Origin of the sequence: Devosia sp. SD17-2, from assembly GCF_029201565.1 — a bacterium.
Lineage (GTDB): Bacteria > Pseudomonadota > Alphaproteobacteria > Rhizobiales > Devosiaceae > Devosia.
Genome location: NZ_CP104002.1, coordinates 1,289,534 through 1,309,758, shown reverse-complemented (window position 1 = coordinate 1,309,758; position 20,225 = coordinate 1,289,534). Strand labels below are relative to the sequence as shown.

16 protein-coding genes are annotated in these 20,225 nt (G+C 61.6%); 6 read left to right on the top strand and 10 right to left on the bottom strand.

The window, feature by feature from the left end; all coding sequences use genetic code 11:
• Positions 1-87: 87 nt before the first annotated feature.
• Entirely contained in the window at positions 88-1,020 is a 933-nt protein-coding gene (locus NYQ88_RS06390) for a ribose-phosphate pyrophosphokinase (protein WP_275654121.1), read from the top strand.
• Positions 1,021-1,098: 78 nt separating this feature from the next.
• Here the strand turns inward: NYQ88_RS06390 and NYQ88_RS06385 are convergent, their stop codons facing one another.
• The gene (locus NYQ88_RS06385; protein ID WP_275654120.1) at positions 1,099-1,530 is read right to left on the bottom strand and encodes a hypothetical protein; all 432 of its coding nucleotides are present in this window, start codon (positions 1,528-1,530) and stop codon (positions 1,099-1,101) included.
• 239 nt (positions 1,531-1,769) lie between these two features.
• Between NYQ88_RS06385 and NYQ88_RS06380 the strand changes: the two genes are divergently transcribed.
• Together NYQ88_RS06380 and pth are read left to right on the top strand one after the other, a co-directional pair.
• Positions 1,770-2,381: a 50S ribosomal protein L25/general stress protein Ctc gene (locus tag NYQ88_RS06380; RefSeq protein ID WP_275654119.1), complete on the top strand. Its 612-nt coding sequence runs from the start codon at positions 1,770-1,772 to the stop codon at positions 2,379-2,381.
• A gap of 72 nt (positions 2,382-2,453) precedes the next feature.
• On the top strand, positions 2,454-3,164 hold the full coding sequence (pth, locus tag NYQ88_RS06375; protein WP_275654118.1) for an aminoacyl-tRNA hydrolase: 711 nt from the start codon (positions 2,454-2,456) through the stop codon (positions 3,162-3,164).
• Between the two features lie 24 nt (positions 3,165-3,188).
• On the opposite strand, the gene NYQ88_RS06370 is transcribed toward pth, so the two are convergent.
• The 5 genes from NYQ88_RS06370 to NYQ88_RS06350 all read right to left on the bottom strand — a co-directional run bounded on the left by NYQ88_RS06370 (position 3,189) and on the right by NYQ88_RS06350 (position 10,628).
• On the bottom strand, positions 3,189-4,556 hold the full coding sequence (locus tag NYQ88_RS06370) for an alpha-glucosidase/alpha-galactosidase (RefSeq protein ID WP_275654117.1): 1,368 nt from the start codon (positions 4,554-4,556) through the stop codon (positions 3,189-3,191).
• Between the two features lie 21 nt (positions 4,557-4,577).
• Positions 4,578-6,242 carry an ABC transporter ATP-binding protein gene (locus tag NYQ88_RS06365; protein WP_275654116.1) on the bottom strand — a complete coding sequence of 555 codons (1,665 nt, stop codon included), beginning with the start codon at positions 6,240-6,242 and terminating at the stop codon, positions 4,578-4,580.
• A gap of 10 nt (positions 6,243-6,252) precedes the next feature.
• Positions 6,253-7,440, bottom strand: a complete 1,188-nt coding sequence (locus NYQ88_RS06360) for an ABC transporter permease (protein WP_275654115.1) — start codon at positions 7,438-7,440, stop codon at positions 6,253-6,255.
• Positions 7,437-8,447: an ABC transporter permease gene (locus NYQ88_RS06355; RefSeq protein ID WP_275654114.1), complete on the bottom strand. Its 1,011-nt coding sequence runs from the start codon at positions 8,445-8,447 to the stop codon at positions 7,437-7,439. The genes NYQ88_RS06360 and NYQ88_RS06355 overlap by 4 nt, the downstream gene beginning before the upstream one ends.
• Positions 8,448-8,612: 165 nt before the next feature.
• Positions 8,613-10,628, bottom strand: coding sequence for an ABC transporter substrate-binding protein (locus NYQ88_RS06350; protein WP_275654857.1), 2,016 nt, complete (start codon positions 10,626-10,628; stop codon positions 8,613-8,615).
• 349 nt (positions 10,629-10,977) lie between these two features.
• Between NYQ88_RS06350 and NYQ88_RS06345 the strand changes: the two genes are divergently transcribed.
• Positions 10,978-11,757 (top strand): helix-turn-helix domain-containing protein, encoded by a 780-nt coding sequence (locus NYQ88_RS06345; protein ID WP_275654113.1) that lies wholly within the window; start codon positions 10,978-10,980, stop codon positions 11,755-11,757.
• 59 nt (positions 11,758-11,816) lie between these two features.
• Complete coding sequence (locus NYQ88_RS06340; protein ID WP_275654112.1) at positions 11,817-12,563, top strand: phosphotransferase; 747 nt, start codon at positions 11,817-11,819, stop codon at positions 12,561-12,563.
• Between the two features lie 41 nt (positions 12,564-12,604).
• Here the strand turns inward: NYQ88_RS06340 and NYQ88_RS06335 are convergent, their stop codons facing one another.
• The 4 genes from NYQ88_RS06335 to NYQ88_RS06320 all read right to left on the bottom strand — a co-directional run bounded on the left by NYQ88_RS06335 (position 12,605) and on the right by NYQ88_RS06320 (position 19,138).
• Positions 12,605-14,086 carry a multicopper oxidase family protein gene (locus NYQ88_RS06335; protein ID WP_275654111.1) on the bottom strand — a complete coding sequence of 494 codons (1,482 nt, stop codon included), beginning with the start codon at positions 14,084-14,086 and terminating at the stop codon, positions 12,605-12,607.
• Between the two features lie 263 nt (positions 14,087-14,349).
• Positions 14,350-15,447 (bottom strand): redox-regulated ATPase YchF, encoded by a 1,098-nt coding sequence (gene ychF / locus NYQ88_RS06330; RefSeq protein ID WP_275654110.1) that lies wholly within the window; start codon positions 15,445-15,447, stop codon positions 14,350-14,352.
• Positions 15,448-15,556: 109 nt separating this feature from the next.
• A complete protein-coding gene (locus tag NYQ88_RS06325; RefSeq protein WP_275654109.1) occupies positions 15,557-17,098 on the bottom strand; it encodes a tryptophan halogenase family protein in 1,542 nt (513 codons plus the stop codon).
• 585 nt (positions 17,099-17,683) lie between these two features.
• Positions 17,684-19,138 (bottom strand): alpha-glucosidase/alpha-galactosidase, encoded by a 1,455-nt coding sequence (locus tag NYQ88_RS06320; RefSeq protein ID WP_275654108.1) that lies wholly within the window; start codon positions 19,136-19,138, stop codon positions 17,684-17,686.
• Between the two features lie 98 nt (positions 19,139-19,236).
• Here NYQ88_RS06320 and NYQ88_RS06315 point away from each other — a divergent pair, with 98 nt between their 5' ends.
• Positions 19,237-20,106 carry an AraC family transcriptional regulator gene (locus NYQ88_RS06315; RefSeq protein WP_275654107.1) on the top strand — a complete coding sequence of 290 codons (870 nt, stop codon included), beginning with the start codon at positions 19,237-19,239 and terminating at the stop codon, positions 20,104-20,106.
• Positions 20,107-20,225: the final 119 nt, after the last annotated feature.

Here is a 20,225-nt window from a genome sequence, read left to right as displayed (position 1 = left end):
CGTTGCGATTGCCTGAACGAGTCGATAAAGGTGCCGCGAAACTGGAAGGTCCCCGCCCCAGGGACTGTTTGAGACAGGATCGCGCCCATGAAACTGGTGACCGGCAACTCCAATCGCGCCCTCGCCCAAGCCGTCGCCAGCTATCTGGAACTCCCGCTCACCGATTGCACGGTGAAGCGCTTCGCGGACAAGGAAGTCTACGTCGAAGTGCACGAGAACGTCCGCGGCGAAGATGCATTCGTGCTGCAGTCGACGAGCTATCCCGCCAACGACAACCTGATGGAACTGCTGATCGTCATCGACGCTCTGCGCCGCTCCTCGGCCCGTCGCATCACCGCTGTCATCCCCTATTTCGGCTATGCCCGCCAGGACCGCAAGTCCGCGCCGCGCACGCCGATTTCGGCCAAGCTGGTGTCCAACCTCATTGTCGAAGCCGGCGCCAACCGCGTCCTGACACTGGACCTGCATGCCAGCCAGATCCAGGGCTTCTTCGATATTCCGACCGACAACCTCACCGCTGCGCCGGTCATGGTGCGCGACATCAAGGACAATTACGACGTCAAGAACGTCATGATCGTCTCTCCTGACGTCGGCGGCGTGATCCGTGCCCGCAATGTTGCCGGCCGTATCGGCGCCAACCTCGCCATCGTCGACAAGCGCCGCCCCCGTGCTGGCGTCTCCGAGGTGATGAACATCATCGGCGACGTGTCCGGCCAGGCCTGTATCCTCATCGACGACATCGTTGATTCTGGCGGCACGCTGGTCAACGCAGCCGAAGCCCTGCTCAAGGCCGGCGCCAAGGAAGTGTCGGCCTATATTACCCACGGCGTTCTGTCCGAGGGCGCATCGGAGCGCATCGCCGCCAGCAAGCTCAAGGAACTGGTGGTCACCGATTCCATCCAGGATACCGATGCGACCAAGGCCGCCAAGAATATCCGCCGCATCTCCATCGCGCCGCTGATCGGCGAGGCCATCGCCCGCACCGCCAGCGAACAGTCGGTTTCGAGCCTGTTCGACTAAACACCGATATTCTATCAAGAATTTGAAATCCCCAGACTGCTTTGCGGTCTGGGGATTCGTTTTTTCAGACGCCACAACCTACTTCAGCAGCAGCTTGATTCTCTTGGCATCAAACGCCGTTTTGCAGTCGGTGGCATCGTGCAGGATGTCTTCCTGGATCAGATCCGTCGTTGTCATGCCCGGACCGGTAAAGCGCATATCATCGCACTCGCCGTCATTGGCGTAGTCGCCCTCATCATCACCGAAATCGATCGTGCCATCGTCCGTAACACCGTTGAGCGCCAGCTTCCCGGCGTCGAAGGCCGCCTTGCAATCCGTGGCATCTTTCAGCCGGTCGTCGCTGAGCAGATCCGTTGTCGTCATCCCCTCGCCGACAAACCGCGGATCGTCACATTCCCCGTCGTTTGCATATTCTCCGCTATCATCGCCGAAGGAAATTTCATTGGCGGCAAATGCCGGACCGGTGACAAGCGCAAAGAGGGCAACGCTCGCCAGAACAATTGATCGCATTGGGAAAAACCTATTTTGGGGGCAGTGCCGAAAAGCTAACTTCGCGACTCGAACATATCAACGCGAACTACTTGCTATATCGCCCGAAAGGCCGCCAGCCTGCCTCAAAAACCCGCAAAATCCTTGCTCAGCCCACCCCTTTCGGGTATAGCCCGGCCCATGAAGCGCTCGTCACCCCTGGAGGACGGGCGCGTATGTCGTCGAGATGACGCCATACACCAACAAAGTGGATATTTTCCATGGCTGAGACCAAAGTGCTCAAGGCACAGGCGCGCAACGGAGTGGGCAAGGGGGCCGCTCGCGAAGCTCGTCGTCAGGGACTCGTTCCTGCAGTTATTTATGGTGACAAGAAGTCCCCCGTCGCCGTTTCCGTCGCTTACAAGGACGCTCACAAGGCGATCTATGCTGGCGGCTTCAAGTCGCACATCCTCGATCTGGATGTCGACGGCACCATCCACAAGGTCATCCCGCGCGACTATCAGCTCGATGTCGTCAAGGGCCAGCCGCTCCACATCGACTTCCTGCGCGTTTCTGGCAATGCCAAGATCACCGTTGAAGTCCATGTCGAGTTCACCAACGAAGAAGCAAGCCCGGGCCTCAAGCGCGGTGGTACGCTCAACGTTGTACGCCACACCGTGGAAGTTCTTGCTCCGGCAAACGCGATCCCGGAAGGCATCACCGTTGACCTGACCGGCACCGAAATCGGTGACTCGATCCACATCTCGGCCGTGACCCTGCCCAAGGGCGTCACCCCCACGATCACCGACCGCGATTTCACCATCGCGACCATCGTTGCTCCGTCGGGCCTCAAGTCTGAGGAAGCTGCCGGCGGCGAGGAAGCTTCCGAGTAATCTCGGTCCAGCTTCTGATCCTTCTCTGGGGCGGCCTTTGGGCCGCCTCAGTCATTTGCAAGGCTTGCTTTCATGAAACTGCTTGTCGGCCTGGGCAATCCGGGCGCCCAATATGCGGGTAACCGCCACAATATCGGCTTCATGGCCATCGACGCCATCGCGTCCGCACACGGCATTTCCGGCTGGAAGTCCAAGCATGCCGGCCAGCTGGCCGAAGGCAATGTCGGGGGCGAGCGCGTCCTGCTGCTCAAGCCGCAGACCTTCATGAACAAGTCCGGTGACAGCGTCCAGCAGGTCGCCCGCTTCTACAAGATCGACCCGTCCGAGATCATCGTCTTCTATGACGAGCTCGACCTGGTGCCCGGTAAGGTGCGTGTGAAGGTCGGCGGCGGCAATGGCGGCCATAATGGGCTGCGCTCGATCGACCCGCAGATCGGGCTCAACTACAAGCGCGTGCGCCTCGGCATCGGCCATCCAGGCAAGGAGAATGTCACCCACCATGTGCTGGGCGACTTCGCCAAGGCCGACAAGGTCTGGCTCGACCCCCTGCTCGACGATATCGGCCGCCACGTCGGCCTGCTGCTCAAGGGCGACGATGCCGGCTTCATGAACAAGCTGGCATTGGCCACCAAGGGCGCGGACGAAGCTGCAAAACCCGCCCTTGCCCCCAAGGCGCAGAGCCACATTCGCCAGGCCAGACAGGCCCAGCCGCAGGCCAGCGTCCCCAAGTCCGGGCCGATGGCCGACATGCTGAGCAAGCTGTTCGGCAACAAGGGCGAGTAACACCCGCCCCTGTTGCGTCTTCGACTAGGCCACGCGCGACTTGCGCGTGCCGCGGGCCCATTCGGGCAGCATGTCGCCATGCGCTTCACGCAGATCGTCTACCACCGCCCAGATCTGCTCGAGATCGAGTTCAGCGGCCGTATGCGGGTCCATCATCGCTGCGTGGTAGATGTGCTCCGGATTTTCATCCATCAGCGCCCGCACGGTCAGTTCCTGCACATTGATATTGGTGCGGATCAGGGCCGTCAGCTGCGGCGGCAAATCACCGATATAGGTCGGCTGCAGGCCATTGTCGTCGACGAGGCACGGCACTTCGACCGCGGCATTGTTTGGCAGCGAGGTGATGACCCCGTTGTTGCGCAGATTGCCGTAGATCACCGAAGGCTCGCCGGTCCACACCGAGTTGACGATCGAGGACGCATACTCCTTGGACTGCTTGACCTCGATGCGGTCGGCACTGCGATATTCCTCGCTGGTGCGCTTCCAGTTCGCGATCTGCTCGACACAGCGCTTGGGGTATTCATCGAGCGGAATGCCGAATTTCTCGATGAGATCCTCACGTCCTTCCTTGATGAAATAGGGCGTGTATTCAGCGAAGTGCTCGGAGCTTTCGGTGACGAAATAGCCCAGCCGCGTCATCATCTCATAGCGCACCTTGTTGGGGCAGCGCGGGTTCCAGCCCGGCTTTGGCGCACGTCCCTCACGATAGGCGCGATGAAGCTCCGGATAGAGGTCCTTATAGGTCCCGTCCGCCTGGCGATGCTCGAACTTGAGATAGAAGGCCATGTGGTTGATGCCGGCCGAGCGGTAGCGGATTTCCTCGTAGGGAATGCCAAGGTCGTGCGCCAGTTCCATCGCCGTGCCCTGCACCGAATGGCAGAGGCCAACCTGCTTGATGGCGGGATATTTTTCCGAGATGGCCCAGGTGTTGATCGCCATCGGGTTAACGTATTGCAGCATGATCGCGTCCGGCGCGACCTGCATCATGTCCTCGCAGATGCTCCACAGATGCGGCACGGTCCGCAGCCCGCGCATGATACCGCCAACGCCGAGCGTATCGGCGATGGTCTGGCGCAGATTGTATTTCTTGGGCACGTCGAAATCGATGACCGTGGACGGCTCATAGCCACCGATCTGGAAGCAGACGACGACGAAATTGGTGCCATCCAGCGCCTGGCGCTGATTGGAATAGGTCTCGACCGCGGCCGACACGCCCAGCGTCGCGATCAGTTTCTTAGCGATGATCTCGCTTTCCTCGAGCCGCTTGGGATTGATATCCATGAGGCGGATCGTGGCGCCGGCCAGGGCCGGACGCTGGAGAATATCGCCCACGATGTTCTTCATGAACACCGACGAGCCAGCACCGATAAAGGTGATCTTGGGATTTGCCATTTTTGAGAGAGCTCCGGAAATTCAGGCGGCTATGTCGAAGGCGGCGCGGACGAGCCGGGCCGTGTATTCGGATTTGGGGTTGATGAGGACTTCATTGACCGGCCCCTGCTCCACGATCTTGCCGTGTTGCATGACCATCACCCTGTGACAGAGGGCCCGCACCACCTTGAGGTCGTGCGAAATGAAGAGATAGGAGAGGCCCTTTTCGTCCTGCAGCTTGCGCAGCAGGTCGATGATCTGGGCCTGAACGGACAGATCGAGCGCCGATGTGGGCTCGTCGAGCAGGATGAATTCGGGCTCGAGCGCAATGGCCCGGGCAATGGCGATACGCTGCCGCTGCCCACCCGAGAATTCGTGCGGGAAGCGGTTGAGGATGGTGTCGGGCATGCCGGCGTCTCGCAGCGCCTGACGCACGCGGTCGGTCCTCTCGCGGGCATTGGCACCGATGCCATTGACCGCCAGCCCTTCGGATATGATCTGGCCGATGGACATGCGTGGGTTGAGGCTCGCGAACGGGTCCTGGAAGACGATCTGCATCCGGCTGCGCAGCGGCCGCATGCCTTTCCGATCCTTGTCATGGATCGGTTGTCCGTCGAAGTAGATCTGCCCGCCCTGATTGCCGATGAGCCTGATCAGCGCCTGCCCGAAGGTCGTCTTGCCCGAGCCGCTTTCGCCGACAATGCCCAGCGTTTCGTGGCGCATCAGCTTGATGTCCAGGTCGTCCACGGCCTTGAGCTCGAAGAAGTCCGGCTTGAAGAATCCGCCACGCTTGAGCGTATAGGTCACCTTGACGTTCTTGCCCTCGAGCACCGTGTCATGCGCCCCCTCCTCCAGCGGCAGGGCGGTGCCCTTGGGCTCGGAAGCAAGCAGATGCTTGGTGTAGGCATGTTGGGGGTTGGAGAACAGCGCCTCGGTGGCATTATGCTCCTGCACCCGACCATTCTGCATGACATAGACATAGTCCGAGAACTGCCGGACGATGGTCAGGTCATGGGTGATCAGCACCACCGCCATGCCATACTTGTCCTTGAGATCCTTGATGAGATTAAGGATCTGCGCCTGCACCGTGACGTCGAGCGCGGTCGTCGGTTCATCGGCGATCAGCACATCGGGGCGATTGGCCAGGGCCATGGCGATCATCACGCGCTGGCGCTGTCCGCCTGAAAGCTGGTGCGGGTAATTGTTGAGCCGTGCCCGCGGTTCAGGGATCTGGACTTCCTCGAGCAGCTTCTCGGCCCGGTTCATTGCCTCCTGGCGGGACACCCGATTGTGCAGGTGGATGATCTCGCAGATCTGCTGCCCTATCGTGTAGACGGGGTTGAGCGAGCTCATCGGCTCCTGGAAGATCATCGCCAGGTCATTGCCGCGCAGCTTGCGCATGTCGGCGTCGCCCATCTTCACCACATCCTTGCCGGACAGGGTGATGCGGGTCTCCGGCAGGATCGTCGCACGCTTTGTAAGAAGCTTCATGATGGTACGGGCGGTGACGGATTTGCCCGACCCGCTCTCACCCACGAGAGCAATGGTTTCGCCCCTGTGCAGCTGGAACGACACGTCGCGCACGGCATTGACGACGCCGCCATCGACCTTGAAGTCCACCCCGATATTGCGGGCATCCAGGATCAGCTCGCGGCCATGCGTTCCCAGGTCGTATCGTTCGGGGGGCGCAAGATTGGTATTGCTCATCGTCCGCTCCTCAATAGGGGTCCACCGCGTCGCGCAATCCATCGCCCAGGGCGTTGAAGGCGAAGACGGTGATCAGCACGAAAATCACGGGGGTGAGGATCCAGGGATAGGACCCGATCACCGAGAAAGTCCCGGTGTCCTGCAGCATCAGCCCCCAGGAGATCAGCGGCGGCTTCACGGCAAAGCCGAGGAATCCGAGGAAGCTCTCGAGCAGGACGACGGCGGGGATGGCGAGGGTAATCGAGACGATGATGTGGCTGAGCACGTTTGGCAGGATATGCCGCAGGATGATCCGCCTGTCCGACGCGCCCACCGCGATCGCCGCCCGGACATATTCGATACGCGCCAGCGACAGCGTCTTGGACCGTACTTCCCGACTGAGCTGCGCCCAGCCAAGCGCCGCCATGACGAAGATGACGAAGGTGAGGAACACATTGGACGGAGCCGTCACCGGGATCAGCGACGTCAGCGCCAGATAGAGCGGCAATTGCGGGAAGGCGAGAACGAACTCGACGAATTTCTGCACCCAGGCGTCGAGCCGTCCGCCGATATAGCCCGAGGATATGCCGACCAGCGTGCCGACGATGGTGGTCATGGTCACAACGGCCAGAGCAATCATCAGCGAAATGCGTGAGCCGATAATGCCGCGCGAGAGGATGTCCCGGCCGAATTTGTCCGTCCCCAGAAGTTGCAGCGGTCGGCCATCGGTCGAGCCGAAGAAGTGGATATTGGACGGGATCAGCCAGAGGATATTGTAGCTGTAGCCCTGGACAAAGAAGCCGACAGGGGTCGGGTTGTCCTTCATCGCTCCCGTCAGCGGCTGGTAGGTGATCGGATCGAACTCGCCTGTATCGCCAATGGGATAGATATAGGGGATCAGGCTGAAATTGCCGTCGGGGTCTTCGAAGGCCACGAGATCAGGCGGCGCGAACGGGAGGTTCGTCTGCTTGGGGTCCATCGGCGCGAAGAAGTCGGCGAAGATTGTCATGATCATCAGGCCGCTGACCAGCACGAGGCCGATCATGCCCATGGTCGAGCGGCGGAACCGCCTCCAGACGAGGGCGCCATAGGTCTCATTGCCTGTGCCATACCGGCCGACCGAAGGCGCGGAGTTCGCTTCCTCTGCGGGTGTCGGCTGCGGACCAGCCGCAATGTCGGTGGGCAGCGGGATGCTCGAGCGGGTGTCGTTGGGGCTCATTCGCTGTTCCCTCCCAGACGGACGCGCGGATCAAGGACGACCAGCAGCAAGTCTGCGATGATGTTGCCGATGATCAGTGTCGTGGCGAGCACCAGCATGAAGGTTGCGGTGACGAAGACGTCGCCCACCGCCATGGAGCCGACGATGGCGGGCCCGACCGTGGCAAGGCCGAAGACGATCGCCACCTCGATTTCACCAGTCAGCATGTAGGGCAGCGCCACGCCCTGATAGGCGATGAGCGGATGAAGCGCATTGGGCACGGCATGGCGCATGATGACGGCACCTTCCGATAGGCCCTTGGCCCTTGCGGTTTCCACATATTGGGAATTGAGCACGTCGAGCAGATTCGCGCGCATCACCCGCATATTATAGGCCAGCCCACCGAACGTGGCGATCAGCACCACCGGCCACACATGGGCGACCAGGTCGACGAACCGCCCCCAGCCCCAGGGCTGTCCGCCCCAGTATGCGGAGTTGAAGCTGCCGATCTCGTTCACGCCGATCCGGAACACCAGGATGTACATGATGATGATGGCGAAGAGGAACCGCGGGATCGTCATGCCAAGGAAGGAGATGATCCCGAGCAGCGTATCGGCCCAGGAATACTGGCGGGTGGCGGCGATGATGCCAAGACCAATGCCCAGCGCCGAGGCCAGCAGGTGGCACACCAGCGCCAGCGCGATGGTGGCCGGCAGGCGCTCGGCAATTACATTGCCGACGGGCTTGTTGTAATAGAGCGAGTGCCCGAAATCGAACCGCGTCAGTATTCCGGTGATCCAGCGGAAATACTGCACGATCAGCGGGTCGTTGAGGCCGTTCGCCTGACGATAGACTTCTGCCTGCGCCTCGGCGAGATCGGGCCGGACCCCGCCCTGGTTGATCAGCATCGAGCGGATATAGTCGGCATAGTCGCCCGGCGGCGCCTGGATGATGGCGAAGGTCACGATGCTGAGCAGAAACAGCAGCGGGATAGCGCCCAGGATGCGGAAGACGAGAAATCGAAGCATGAAGGACTCACTGACTTGGGGCAAAACCCCGCACCTGACCCTCACCGCACCGGGTGAGGAGCCGATCGCGCTTCCAGCGCGACCCTGCCACGGTCATTGGGTTGGGTTCTCTCCCAAAGCGGGAGGGTGATGAGGGGCAGCGTTCACCGCCCCTCGAAGGTCGTGTCAGACCGGGCCTGCGCCACCGGGTTCGCCGGGCAGCGTTTCAGGGTGCAGCTCATAGCTGCCCTGCCTGTCTTCCGGAACGAACACACGTTCGCGGATGATGTTGTCTTCAGCCCAGTTGAACATCATGATCGGCGAGCCAGCCGGGATATTGGCAAAGCGCTTGTTGATGATCAGCGCGCCCGGATACTGGGTCAGGCCCACCGAGTAGACGTTCTCGGTGAAGATGCGCTGATACTGCTTCATGATGTCCGCGCGCTCGGCATTGTCACTGGTGGTGACGAACTTGTTCACCAGAGCAACCAGTTCTTCTTCGAACGGCAAGAGATCGAGCTCGCCATCCGCATTGGCGCGGTGGAAGGTATGGATACGCGGGCCGGTGGGAGCCAAAGCCGCCGTTCCCTGCACCACGGACACCAATTCGGCACCCTGACGGGCAACCTGCCAGTCGAACTGGCCAGCAGCGGCCATGTCATCGCGGGCCGTACCGGACTGGAAGTTGGCGATCACGCGCAGGCCGAGCGGTTCGAGCTGTGCCATCACGCCTTCGGCGAGATTGGTATCTGTGCCGTAGTCCGAGTTGGCCAGGAGCGTGATTTCGACATCCGCGCCGCCATCGGGGAAGTTACGCACGCCATTGCCATCGGTATCGGCAAGGCCGAGCCCGTCGAGCAGGCCATTGGCGGCTTCGAGGTTGAACGGATAATAGACGGTCGACGCCTTGTCGTAATAGGTCGTGCCGGCATAGAGGCCGCCCGGATAGATGGCGGTGAACGGGCCGCGAACCAGAGACTCGCCGAGACGCTGACGATCAAGCGCTATCGACACGGCCTTGCGGAAGTCGAGATTGCGGTTGAGGTCACGCACCGACTGGGCACGATCATCTGGTTCACCCCAGCCATTGCCCGACAGATTCATCTGCAGGGCATAACCAATGGTGCGGGCACCGAACTGCAGACGGGCCGGTGCTGAATCTTCAGCCGAACGCCGCAGGGCTTCGACATAGCTTTCGGCCTGTTCGAGGTTCGAGAAGTCGCCGGACCCGGCAACGGCCTGGACGTCACGGTCGGTCCAGGTCGAGAGGCGATAGTGCATCTCGTTGAGATAGGGCAGCTGGTTGCCGTTCTCGTCGACCTTCCAGTAATAGGGGTTGCGGCGCATGACGATGATATCGTCAGGGCGATATTCCACCGGCACCCAGGCACCCATCACCGGGATATTCATATATTCGGGCGGGAAGGCGTTCTTGTACTGCTCGTAGGTGTTGTCCGAATATTTCGGATGTTCAGGCTTGAGGATATGGCTCGGACCCGGGCAGAACGTCCCATAGGCCATGGCATAGAGATATTGGGTCGGGAACGCTTCCTGGAAGGTCCACTTGATGGTGTAGGCATCAATGGCTTCAAGCGTGGTGCCCTGACCGAAGGTTTCCGGTGTGCCGCCGTTGAGCGGGGACACATTCGGATCCATGATGTGATCGTCCCAGTAGAACATAACGTCTTCGGTGTCGAAGGCGTCGCCATCAGACCATTTCGCGCCTTCGACGAGGTGCATGGTCAGCTGCTTGCCGTCCTCGGACCATTCCCAGCCCTTGGCCAGATTTGGCAGAGGCTCGAGTTCTTCGGCCTTGATCATGAACAGCGGACCGGTACGCGTCAGGCATTCGGAAAGACCGATGTCGATGCCACCCCAGCCCTGTGCCTGGCCACCGATATAGTTCCAGCCCTCGGGCCGGCCGCCGATGACGTGGCGCATGGTATCGCCATAGACACCAATGCCGTCCGGCATATTGGCGGTCTTGTAGACCAGCGGCTCCTTGGGCAGACGCTCGGCGACGGGCGGCAGCGTGCCGGCATCGACATATTTCGAGGTCACCCAATCGGGCTCGTGATATTCCGGCAGAGCCTTGAATTCCTGAATGTCTCCGACGGAGACGAAGATTGGCTCGCTCTGCGCGGCGAACTCCGGCGGATCCGGCAATTCGCCCGTCAGCTCCTGCGCCGGAATGGCCAGCATGGACACGGACAGCAGTAGCCCTGCCCCGCCAAGGGCATAAGTATGCTTTCTCAATAGAACCTCCCATCGCATCGGGGTTCAGCGGTCGTCGCTGCGGGCCAGACACTCCCACTGGCCTCTTCCCCGCGCCTATTCAGCCTACGACTTGCGGACGGCGAAACAATCCGGAATGATAGAGACTAATTCCGGATTTCTAAGATATCGGGGGATTAGTATGATTGAAGGCTCAAGCCCTGCCCCGCTCCGGAGGGAAAGAGCGCCGCGACCGACGCCGCGTCCGGACCGCAGTTTTTACGCCTCCGGTAAAGCTTTCGGCCGGTTCGGCATACGCGCCTTTCCGCCCCAGATCATGGCACAGCCCCATAGCCACGGGCATATCGAGTTTAACTGGCTGACCTCGGGCCGCATGGATTACATGTTCGACGGCGGCCCTGTCTCAGTGGGCGACAATCGCCTTGTCGCCTTCTGGGCGGGTATTCCCCACCAGACTGTCGGACTGAGCGAGGTCGGCGACGGCCGGCAGCTCAATATCTACCTCCCGATGGACGCCTTTCTCGAAATGCCGCAACTGGGACGGCTGACAGAGACTCTGATGGGCGGAGGTGTCATCCAGCTGACGCCCGACTGCATCGGCCTCGAAACCCTTGAGCGCTGGCACGGCGATTACCGCAGCGGCAATTCCCTCCGTTCCGACCTCGTCCGCGCCGAGATCGCCACCATGTTCCGTCGCGCCGCGATCACCGGCTGGGACACGCTCCTCCCTGCTTGGGTGGAGAAAACCGGTTCGCGTACCCGCACCACCTCGCCGGTGCGCTATGTCGTGCGCATGGTCCGCCACATTGTCGAGAACATCACCGACCCGCTGACCGCCGACGACATTGCCCGCGTGGTGGGGCTGCACCCGAATTACGCCACCAACCTCTTCACCAAGGTGATGCATATCTCGGTGCAGAAATTCGTCACCCGCATGCGGCTCATCCGGGCCCGCAGCCTGCTGTTCGACGGCAATCTCTCGATTGCCAACATCGCCTTCCAGTCCGGCTTCGTCAGCCAGACTCAGTTCTATGAGCACTTCCGCAAGGCCTATGGCATGACACCCAGCCAGATGCGGAAGGACACAATCGGCTGACCGCTGGGCGGACAGCGCCGCCCGTCAAACATTGCGGAATGAGGACGAGGAGAAGATCAATGAGCTGGGACGCTCTTACTGCCTGGGGTCCGAAGGCAAGGCGTATCGAGCGCCTCGCCGGCGGCAGTTCCAACGATGTCTGGAGCGTTGACCTCGATGGCCAGCGCGCCTTCGCCCGCCTTGGCACCCGCAGCGATGCCGACCTCGCCTGGGAGGCCGAGCTCCTTTTCCACCTCCATGGCAACGGTCTCGTCGTCCCTGTCCCCATCCCCGCTGAGGACGGCCGCCTCTTCGTCGATGGCCTTGTGGTGATGCGCCATATGGAGGGCGGCCCACCGCAAACCCAGGCGGATTGGTCCCGCGTTGCCGCGACCTTGCGCGAACTTCACCGCCTCACCCGCGACTGGCCGCAGCGACCCGGCTGGCGCTCCTCGCTCGATCTGCTCGAAGCCCGCAATGGCACGCGCATTGATCTCGACGCCATGCCCGCCGAGGCTGTCCTCCGATGCCGTGCCGCCTGGGCGCGCCTCCGTGGCCGCGATAGTGCCGTGGTTCACGGCAATCCGAACAATCCGGCTAATATTCTCATGACTGCCGATCATGTCGCTTTGGTCGATTGGGATGAAGCCCATGTCGACGTCGTAGACCTCGATCTCGCCCTGCCGTTCAACGGCGCCGGCTTGGAGGGGGAAGCCCGTGACATCGCCGAACAAGCCTCGGCCGCCTGGGAAGCTGCCGTGTGCTGGAAGGACGACTACGCCGAACGTCGGCTGGCTGAAGTTCGACCTGTGGGGACGAGGCCCTGAACCCGCTCCGGTGAAGCGGTGCTTCAGGGCCTCGACCGGTCTTATTCCACCACTTCGACAATGCCCATCATGCCGTGATCTTCGTGGAAGAGCAGGTGGCAGTGGTAGACATATTTGCCAGTGAAATCGAGGAACCGGTGGCGGATGGTCAGCGAGCCGCTCGGCGGGATGCCGCGCGTGTCTTCAAAGCTCAGCACCTCATCCACTGGGACGCCGTTCACCGCCACGACCTGGAAATCATTGGTGTGGATGTGAAACGGATGCCACTCCGGCGAGTCGTTGATCAGCTCCCATTCCTCGAAAGCGCCGAGCTTGACCGTCTGGTCGACGCGGCCCATGTCGACCTGCTTGCCGTCGATGGTGAACTTCGTGCCGCCCGGCTGTCCCCGAACGACGTCGAAGCGGATTTCGCGCTTCTTGTCGACCGGCAGGCCGCGCAGATCTTCGCCGAGAGGGATCAGCTCATTGGGGATCTGGTGCTCGGTAACGGCCTCGCCTTCCTCGACCACCAGCGTGGCGAGTAGCTCATCAGGCTCGTACTGGCGCTCCGATCCCAGCCAGAGCATTTTGCGCAGCTCCCATGAACCCGAAAACATGTGTCCCTTGACCAGGACATCGGCGCGGGTGCCCGGCTCGAGCAGCAGGCGCTCATGCTTGACGACCCGGCTCATTGCATTGCCGTCCTTGGAGATCTGGTAGAGCGGGTGTCCCTCCAGCCCGATCATCAGGAAAGTCTCGGAGGTCGCATTGACCAGACGCCAGCGCTGCACCTCGCCCGAGCGGATGCGAAGGGTCGGGTTGATCTGGCCGTTGACCGTCCGGGTCTGGCGATGAATGTCCTGGTTGTCGACTGGCACAATCGTGTTGGTGTCGTCGAACTCGGCCGACTGGATCACCAGCAGCTGGTCGACGCGGTCCTTGATGCCTTCCAGCGCGTCGAGGCCACCTTCGATGATCAATGCACCGGCAAGCCCGCCCCCGACTTGGGGATAGGTGAGCCCATGCACATGGGGATGGTACCAATAGGTGCCCGGCATATGATCTTGAGGGATGTTGATCTCGTAGTCGAAGGTCTCGCCCGGCTGGATCACCAGCATGACATTGTCGCTGTTCCCCGAAGGCGAAACATGCAGGCCGTGCGTATGCAGATTGGTAACGTCGTCGAGATCGTTGATCAGCCGGATCTTGATCGTGTCGCCCGGCTTGGCAACCAGCGTCGGACCTGGATAGGAGCCCTCGAAGGTCATGGCGACAGCTTTTTCGCCATCGATGTCGGTTGGACCATAGGCAAGGCGCAGCGTCGTTTCGAGCACGCCATTTTCTGACCGGCGGACCTCCGGGAAGCGGATGTCATCGCCCGCAGCCTGCGATACGGCGCGGCCCAACTTCTTTTCTGTGGCGAAGACTTCGCCGTCGCCATGGCCATGGTGGTCGTGCTGGCCAAAGGCTGGTGTCGAAAGACCGGCAGCCGCGGCGGCGCTGCCGGCAAAGAGAACATGCCGGCGACTCGGTTTGTCTATCATCAGAAAAAATCCCCAAACAACTGCCAGCACCTTAAATTTTAGTGCGTGGGGTGCAAGGGGGGATAAGTTTGGGAATGCCTGACGCGGGGAGATGACGCCGCATAAACGCAAAATCCCTCCAGTGGAGGGATTTTGTCTTTCGAAGCGGTAGGCCCCAGCCACTCGAGCGTAGCTCTCGTGGCCTTAAGCGCTCGCCCTGCCACTCGAGCATAGCTCTCGTGGCCTTGATGCCTAAAATCCCTCCACCGGAGGGATTTTAGGCATCAAGTATTAAACTTGAACATCATGACGTCGCCGTCCTTGACGACATATTCCTTGCCTTCGTCGCGAGCCTTGCCCGCTTCCTTGGCAGCGACTTCGCCGCCCAGGGTGACGAAATCATCAAAGCCGATGGTCTGGGCACGGATGAAGCCGCGCTCGAAATCGGTGTGGATGACGCCAGCGGCAGCCGGAGCCTTGTCGCCCTTATGGATGGTCCAGGCGCGGGTTTCCTTGGGGCCGACCGTGAAATAGGTCTGCAGACCAAGCAGGTCATAGGCCTCGCGGATCAGGCGATTGAGGCCGGGCTCATGCAGGCCCAGCGATTCCAGATATTCAGCCTGTTCGGCATCCGGAAGCTGCGCCAGCTGGCTCTCGATCTCGGCCGAGATGATCACCACGCCGGCGTCGTTCGCCTTGGCATATTCAGCAACCTGCGCGCTCATCGCATTGCCGCCGTCGGCCGAACCTTCGTCCACGTTGCAGACATAGAGCACGGGCTTGGAGGTCAAGAGCTGCAGTTCCTGGAAGGCCTTTTCTTCCTCATTGGAGCGCTCGACAAAGCGGGCAGACTTGCCATCGCGCAACAGCAGGAGCGCGCGGTCGATCAGCTCGAGCGTGACCTTGGCGTCCTTATCGTTGCCCTTGGCCTTCTTTTCGACGCCGGCGCGGCGCTTCTCGAGGCTTTCGAGGTCGGCGAGCATCAGCTCGGTCTCGACGACTTCGGCGTCGGCCAGCGGATCGACCTTGTTGGCCACGTGAATGATGTTGCCGTCTTCAAAGCAGCGCAGCACATAGGCAATGGCGTCGCACTCGCGGATATTGGCGAGGAACTGGTTGCCGAGGCCTTCGCCCTTGGAGGCGCCCTTCACGAGGCCCGCGATATCCACGAAGCTCATGCGCGCCGGCAGGATCGCCTGCGACTTGCCGATGGCGGCCAGCTTGGCAAGGCGCGGATCGGGCACGGGAACGTCGCCCACATTGGGCTCGATGGTGCAGAACGGGAAATTGGCGGCCGCGGCGGCTGCCGTGCGGGTCAAAGCATTGAAAAGCGTCGACTTGCCAACATTCGGCAGGCCGACGATGCCCATTTTAAAGCCCATGGGAAACTCCGGGGATAAGTTGGGTTCCAATTGGGTCGGATTGGCCGGGATGTCAACCTCGTCGCGGCGCGACCCCGCGCCGACCAGCGAAATGGAGGAGATAGGCCCCTCACCCCATCTCCTGGACGATGCGCAGAAACTCGGCGTGGCCCAGCGCCTGATTGGCCGCGGCGCGATATTCCTTCACCAGCGCGTCAAAGGTCTGCTGGGCAAACCGGCGCAGTTTGGGATCGGCCTCCATCTCCCGCCGCGCCAATTGCTGGTCGAGGAGGCCGAGGCCATTGAGCACCGGGTAATGGAGCTGCGTTTCGATATGCGGCAGCCCGCCGAGATAGTTCGGAAAGTGCTCATCGCGCGGCATTTCCTTCTGCCAGCGCGCGAGGCGCTCCTTGGTCTCGGGATGAATGCGACTGGCCCGCACTTCACGCCAGAACGGGGTATCGTCGCGCTCGGTGACGTAATGGGTGTTCACGAACGTCCTGAAGTCATCGACCTGCCGGCCGACCCGGGCATTATAGTCGTCCCGCGCCTTGGGCGTGATCTTGCCCGGCTCGTCCATATAGCGCTGCGCGAACAACATCATCTGCACGATCGTGCCGTGGATGGATGTGGATTCGAGCGGTTCGAGAAAGCTCGAGGAGAGCCCCACCGCCACGCAGTTGCCGATCCAGGCCTTTTCCAGCCGCCCGATCTGGAAGCGGATATCGCTGCGCACTTCGATCTCGTGACCGAGCACGCGCTCAACTTCCGCCTTGGCCTCGTCAGGCGTCGAAAACTCGTCCGAATAGACATAGCCGCAGCCATAGCGGGTGCGGGTCGGGATCTGCCACATCCAACCCGAACTCTGGGCCCAGGCGCGGGTATAATTGGCCAGCTCTTCGCCCGGCTTGATATCGACCCAGAACGGCAGCGCCCGGTTGACGGGCAGCTCATGGGCATAGGATTTCCACGGGGCCTCCAGCGCCTTGACGATGACTTGCTTTCGGAACCCCGTCGCGTCGATGAAAAAGTCCCCCTCGAGGCGGGAATTGTCATCAAGCACGAGCGCCGCGATATCGCCGGTTTCGCCGTTCCGTTCGACGCCGGCGACCATGGCGTCGACCTTCTCGACACCCTTGGATTTGCTGGCGAAGAACTTTCCGACCAGCGCCTGATCGAAATGGAAGGCGTGATGGAAGGGCCCGAGCGGGATCAGCGAGCCATCCGGTTTTTGCGCAAACGGCGCCTTTTTCTGCTCAAGCAAATGCTGGAAGAGGTGCATCTCCTGCACCGCCCTGCCCGCGGCGACGGCATAGACATTGAGATAGTCGGACGGCGCGCCCGGCGGGGCCTGCACCACCTGATGGGGATCATCGATCGGCCCATAATAGGTAAAGCCCTTGCGCCGCCAGTCCTCGTGCCGAATGCCCAGCTTGAAGCTGGCATCGGTTTTGCGGAAAAATTCGAACTCATCGATGCCAAAATGTTTCAGCAGCACCCGGAACGCGGCAGTCGTGGCCTCACCAACGCCGACGGTGGGAATGCGCGAGCTCTCGACCACCGAAATCCTGAAGTTGAAGCCACGACGCCGTGCCTTATCCTGAATGATGAAAGCGGCGATCCACCCCGCGGTGCCGCCACCGACGATGACGAAATGAGCCGGCTGTGCCATGCGAAATTCCTCCCCCGCACGACGCTATGGTGCCGCTCTCAGACGGGCAATCCCTCCTGTGAAAGCCGGAAGTTTTCTCCTCTTTGCCGCAGACATACCAAATCGCCGCCCGGCCATAAAAGGCGTCGCGGGGACACGGTCGCGATGCCCCCACGGCACGCGGTGCGAAGCGGCTTTCGCCTCAAAAAAGGATAGAAGTAGAAGAGGCGCAAGCCGCTTCCCACGACAGGTTTTTGAAAGCGCATGCCTTGAGCGGCCCCCTTGCGGGTGGTGCTGGGCCCTGCGTCGAGGCATGACCCCGAAGGCAGAACCGGCACCGGCCGGTGGTCGACATCCACGCCCCCGCCCAGGCGACCCCGTGCGGCCCGTCTCCCCGCCCGACGCTTCGTCGGCGCCGCGTGTTATTGGCGGGAACGGGGCAATGATGGCACGGGAGATTGGGGACGGGGATAAGCGGGATTTTTCTCACTCTTCCTGCGAGGGAAGGCCACTCATCCTCATCAGTGAGATGGGAAGATCACCCTCCAACAAAAAGCCCCCGGTGGAGGGCCGGGGGCAGGTGACGCCAGGGAGGTCGCGTCGTAATTAGTGGTGGCCGCCGGAGAGTTCGCGCAGCTCTTCGACTGAACGGACCCGCTTGCGCGCGGCCCCTTCCCAGTCGCGGGTCTTGACCGTGGACTTGGCGACGCGCTCGCGGGCCGCCGGGATGGCGTCGGCGAATTGAGGCAGCCATTCGGCCTGGGCAACGACCATTTCATCGACCATGGCCCAGACCTCGTCCGGCGTGCAGATGGCCCCGACCAGCGGATCATGCAACACGGCCAGCTTGAGCGTGTCGAGGTCACCCGTCATGGCCGCCTCGACCGAGAGGCGCTGCACAGAGATCGAGACCGAGCACGTGGCGGCGCAGGCTGTAGGCAGGGTAACACCCTCGATCATGTTGATGCCGAAGCGATCGACATAGCCCGGGCTTTCGATGATCGCGTCATCTGGCAGATTGGTGATGATGCCATTGTTGCGGCGGTTGAAATGACCGCGATAGACGCGCCCTGTTTCCAACGCCTCGATGATGTAGCTGGCGTGTTCGCTGGTGCGTTTGTAGTCCGAGAGCGGCTTGCTCGCCTCCGCCTTGAACATCGGGAAATCGGTTTCGAACCAGTTCCGGCGCTCGGTAGAATAGCGCAGGTAACCGCCGGTCTCGCCGTGGATCCAATGGCTCATGTCGATCCAGCGATTGATTTCGTCCGGACGCTTCCGATACCACGGGAGATATTCGGACAAATGGCCATTGCTCTCGGTGGAATAGACGCCGAACCGCTTGAGCACGTCGATGCGGACCTTTTCGGTCTGCGAATAGACCGGATGCGCCTCAAAGCCGGCGATCAGCTCTTCCTTCTCGATCTTGCGGCCCTTGGCGCGGATATCGATGTACCAGGTCTGGTGATTGATGCCCGAACAGACATAGTCGAGGTCCTCGTCGCTGACGCCAAGCACCTCGGCGATCTGGTGCGCGCCGTGCTGCACGCCGTGGCAGAGACCGACAATATTGACCCCGCCAAATTGCTCGGCGGCCCAGGTGTTCATCGCCATCGGGTTGGCATAGTTGAGGAACAGCGCGCCGGGCTCAGCCACCTCCCGGATGTCCTTGCAGAAATCGAGGATGACCGGAATGTTGCGCTGGCCATACATGATGCCGCCGGCGCAGATCGTATCGCCGACGCACTGGTCGACGCCATATTTGAGCGGGATATTGACGTCGGTGGCATAGGCCTCGAGCCCGCCTACCCGCACGCAGCTCATAATATAGCGCGCGCCGGTCAGCGCCTCGCGCCGATTGGTGGTGGCCGTCACCTTGGCCGGCAGATTGTTCACCGAAACAATGGTCTCGATGATCTGCCGCACCATGTCGAGATTATGCGCGCTGATATCGGTCAGTGCGAATTCGACATCGGCGAACTCGGCGACCTTGAGGATGTCGGAAATCAGCGTCTTCGTGAAACCGACGGACCCCGCGCCGATGATGGCGACCTTGAAAGACATTGGATGCCCCACTCCTTGGCAGCATGACTATTGCGCTCATTGCTAGCGCGCGGCGCCATGCTCGTGTAGAGAAAGCTTGTGCGAACGCGGGTAATTTTGTGCTCTCCCAGCTTCTCGACCATGGCCACGACATCCGAACCCTGGGCCTGCCCCGCAGCGCCGCGCCGCTTCATTGCATGGCCGTGGCAGCGGGCCATGAACAGCGTCGCAACGAGGTCTATTCCTGGGACGGCATGAAGCGCGGCACTGCCCCCTTCCTCGTTATCCAGCACACGACGCTGGGCGAGGGGCGGCTGGACTTTGCCGGTGCGCACCATCGCCTCCGGCCCGGCAGCACCATGCTGGTGACAATGCCCCACGCCCATCGCTACTGGCTCGAGCGCGGCGGCCACTGGGAATATTTCTGGCTGCTCCTCAACGGGCGCGAGGCCCTGCGCCTTGCCCGCGAAATCATCGACAGCGCCGGGCCGGTGCTCGAACTGTCCCCGGCGCAGATCGACCGGCTCGCCGCCGCCTGCCTTTCCCTGCTCACCCTCGCCGAACCGACGCCGGGCGAGGCGTCGAGCGAAGCCTATGCCGCCATGACCAGCCTCCATGACAGTGTCTTCGGCAATCGCCCTGCTCCCGAGCGCACGCTGGCGCCGGCCATCACCCGTGTCCTTGCCCATATCGACGGCGAGCTTGGCGCCGCCCTGCCGGTCGAGCATCTCGCCGCCATCGCGGGCATGAGCCGGGCGCATTTCGTCCGCAGTTTCTCGGCCGCCATGGGGCGCGGGCCCGCCGACTACGTGCAGGACAAACGCCTCGAGCGCGTCGAACGCCTGCTCCTGGCCAGCGAAATGAGCGTCGCCGAGATCGCTGCCGCGACCGGCTTTGCCGATGGCAATTATCTCGCAAAAGTCCTGCGCCGCCGCCGGGGTGTCGCGCCGCTGGAGTTCCGCGCCGCAGGCCGGCGGACCGAAAAATAGCGGCAGATCTGGCATCCGGGCTAACCAAGCTGCTCAGGGCCTTGAACAATTCTGGAAATCCCCGTCATCTTGCCACCATCGCCGCTGCATGGCACAAGTTCGGTTGACGTATAGGGAAA

Coding starts and splice junctions, on each gene's coding strand:
- pth (WP_275654118.1), top strand. CDS start 2,454: ATGAAACTGCTTGTCGGCCTGGGCAATCCGGGCGCCCAATATGCGGGT.
- NYQ88_RS06370 (WP_275654117.1), bottom strand. CDS start 4,556: ATGGCAAATCCCAAGATCACCTTTATCGGTGCTGGCTCGTCGGTGTTC.
- NYQ88_RS06365 (WP_275654116.1), bottom strand. CDS start 6,242: ATGAGCAATACCAATCTTGCGCCCCCCGAACGATACGACCTGGGAACG.
- NYQ88_RS06390 (WP_275654121.1), top strand. CDS start 88: ATGAAACTGGTGACCGGCAACTCCAATCGCGCCCTCGCCCAAGCCGTC.
- NYQ88_RS06355 (WP_275654114.1), bottom strand. CDS start 8,447: ATGCTTCGATTTCTCGTCTTCCGCATCCTGGGCGCTATCCCGCTGCTG.
- NYQ88_RS06320 (WP_275654108.1), bottom strand. CDS start 19,138: ATGTCTTTCAAGGTCGCCATCATCGGCGCGGGGTCCGTCGGTTTCACG.
- NYQ88_RS06340 (WP_275654112.1), top strand. CDS start 11,817: ATGAGCTGGGACGCTCTTACTGCCTGGGGTCCGAAGGCAAGGCGTATC.
- ychF (WP_275654110.1), bottom strand. CDS start 15,447: ATGGGCTTTAAAATGGGCATCGTCGGCCTGCCGAATGTTGGCAAGTCG.
- NYQ88_RS06380 (WP_275654119.1), top strand. CDS start 1,770: ATGGCTGAGACCAAAGTGCTCAAGGCACAGGCGCGCAACGGAGTGGGC.
- NYQ88_RS06360 (WP_275654115.1), bottom strand. CDS start 7,440: ATGAGCCCCAACGACACCCGCTCGAGCATCCCGCTGCCCACCGACATT.
- NYQ88_RS06345 (WP_275654113.1), top strand. CDS start 10,978: ATGGCACAGCCCCATAGCCACGGGCATATCGAGTTTAACTGGCTGACC.
- NYQ88_RS06335 (WP_275654111.1), bottom strand. CDS start 14,086: ATGATAGACAAACCGAGTCGCCGGCATGTTCTCTTTGCCGGCAGCGCC.
- NYQ88_RS06385 (WP_275654120.1), bottom strand. CDS start 1,530: ATGCGATCAATTGTTCTGGCGAGCGTTGCCCTCTTTGCGCTTGTCACC.
- NYQ88_RS06350 (WP_275654857.1), bottom strand. CDS start 10,628: ATGCTGGCCATTCCGGCGCAGGAGCTGACGGGCGAATTGCCGGATCCG.
- NYQ88_RS06325 (WP_275654109.1), bottom strand. CDS start 17,098: ATGGCACAGCCGGCTCATTTCGTCATCGTCGGTGGCGGCACCGCGGGG.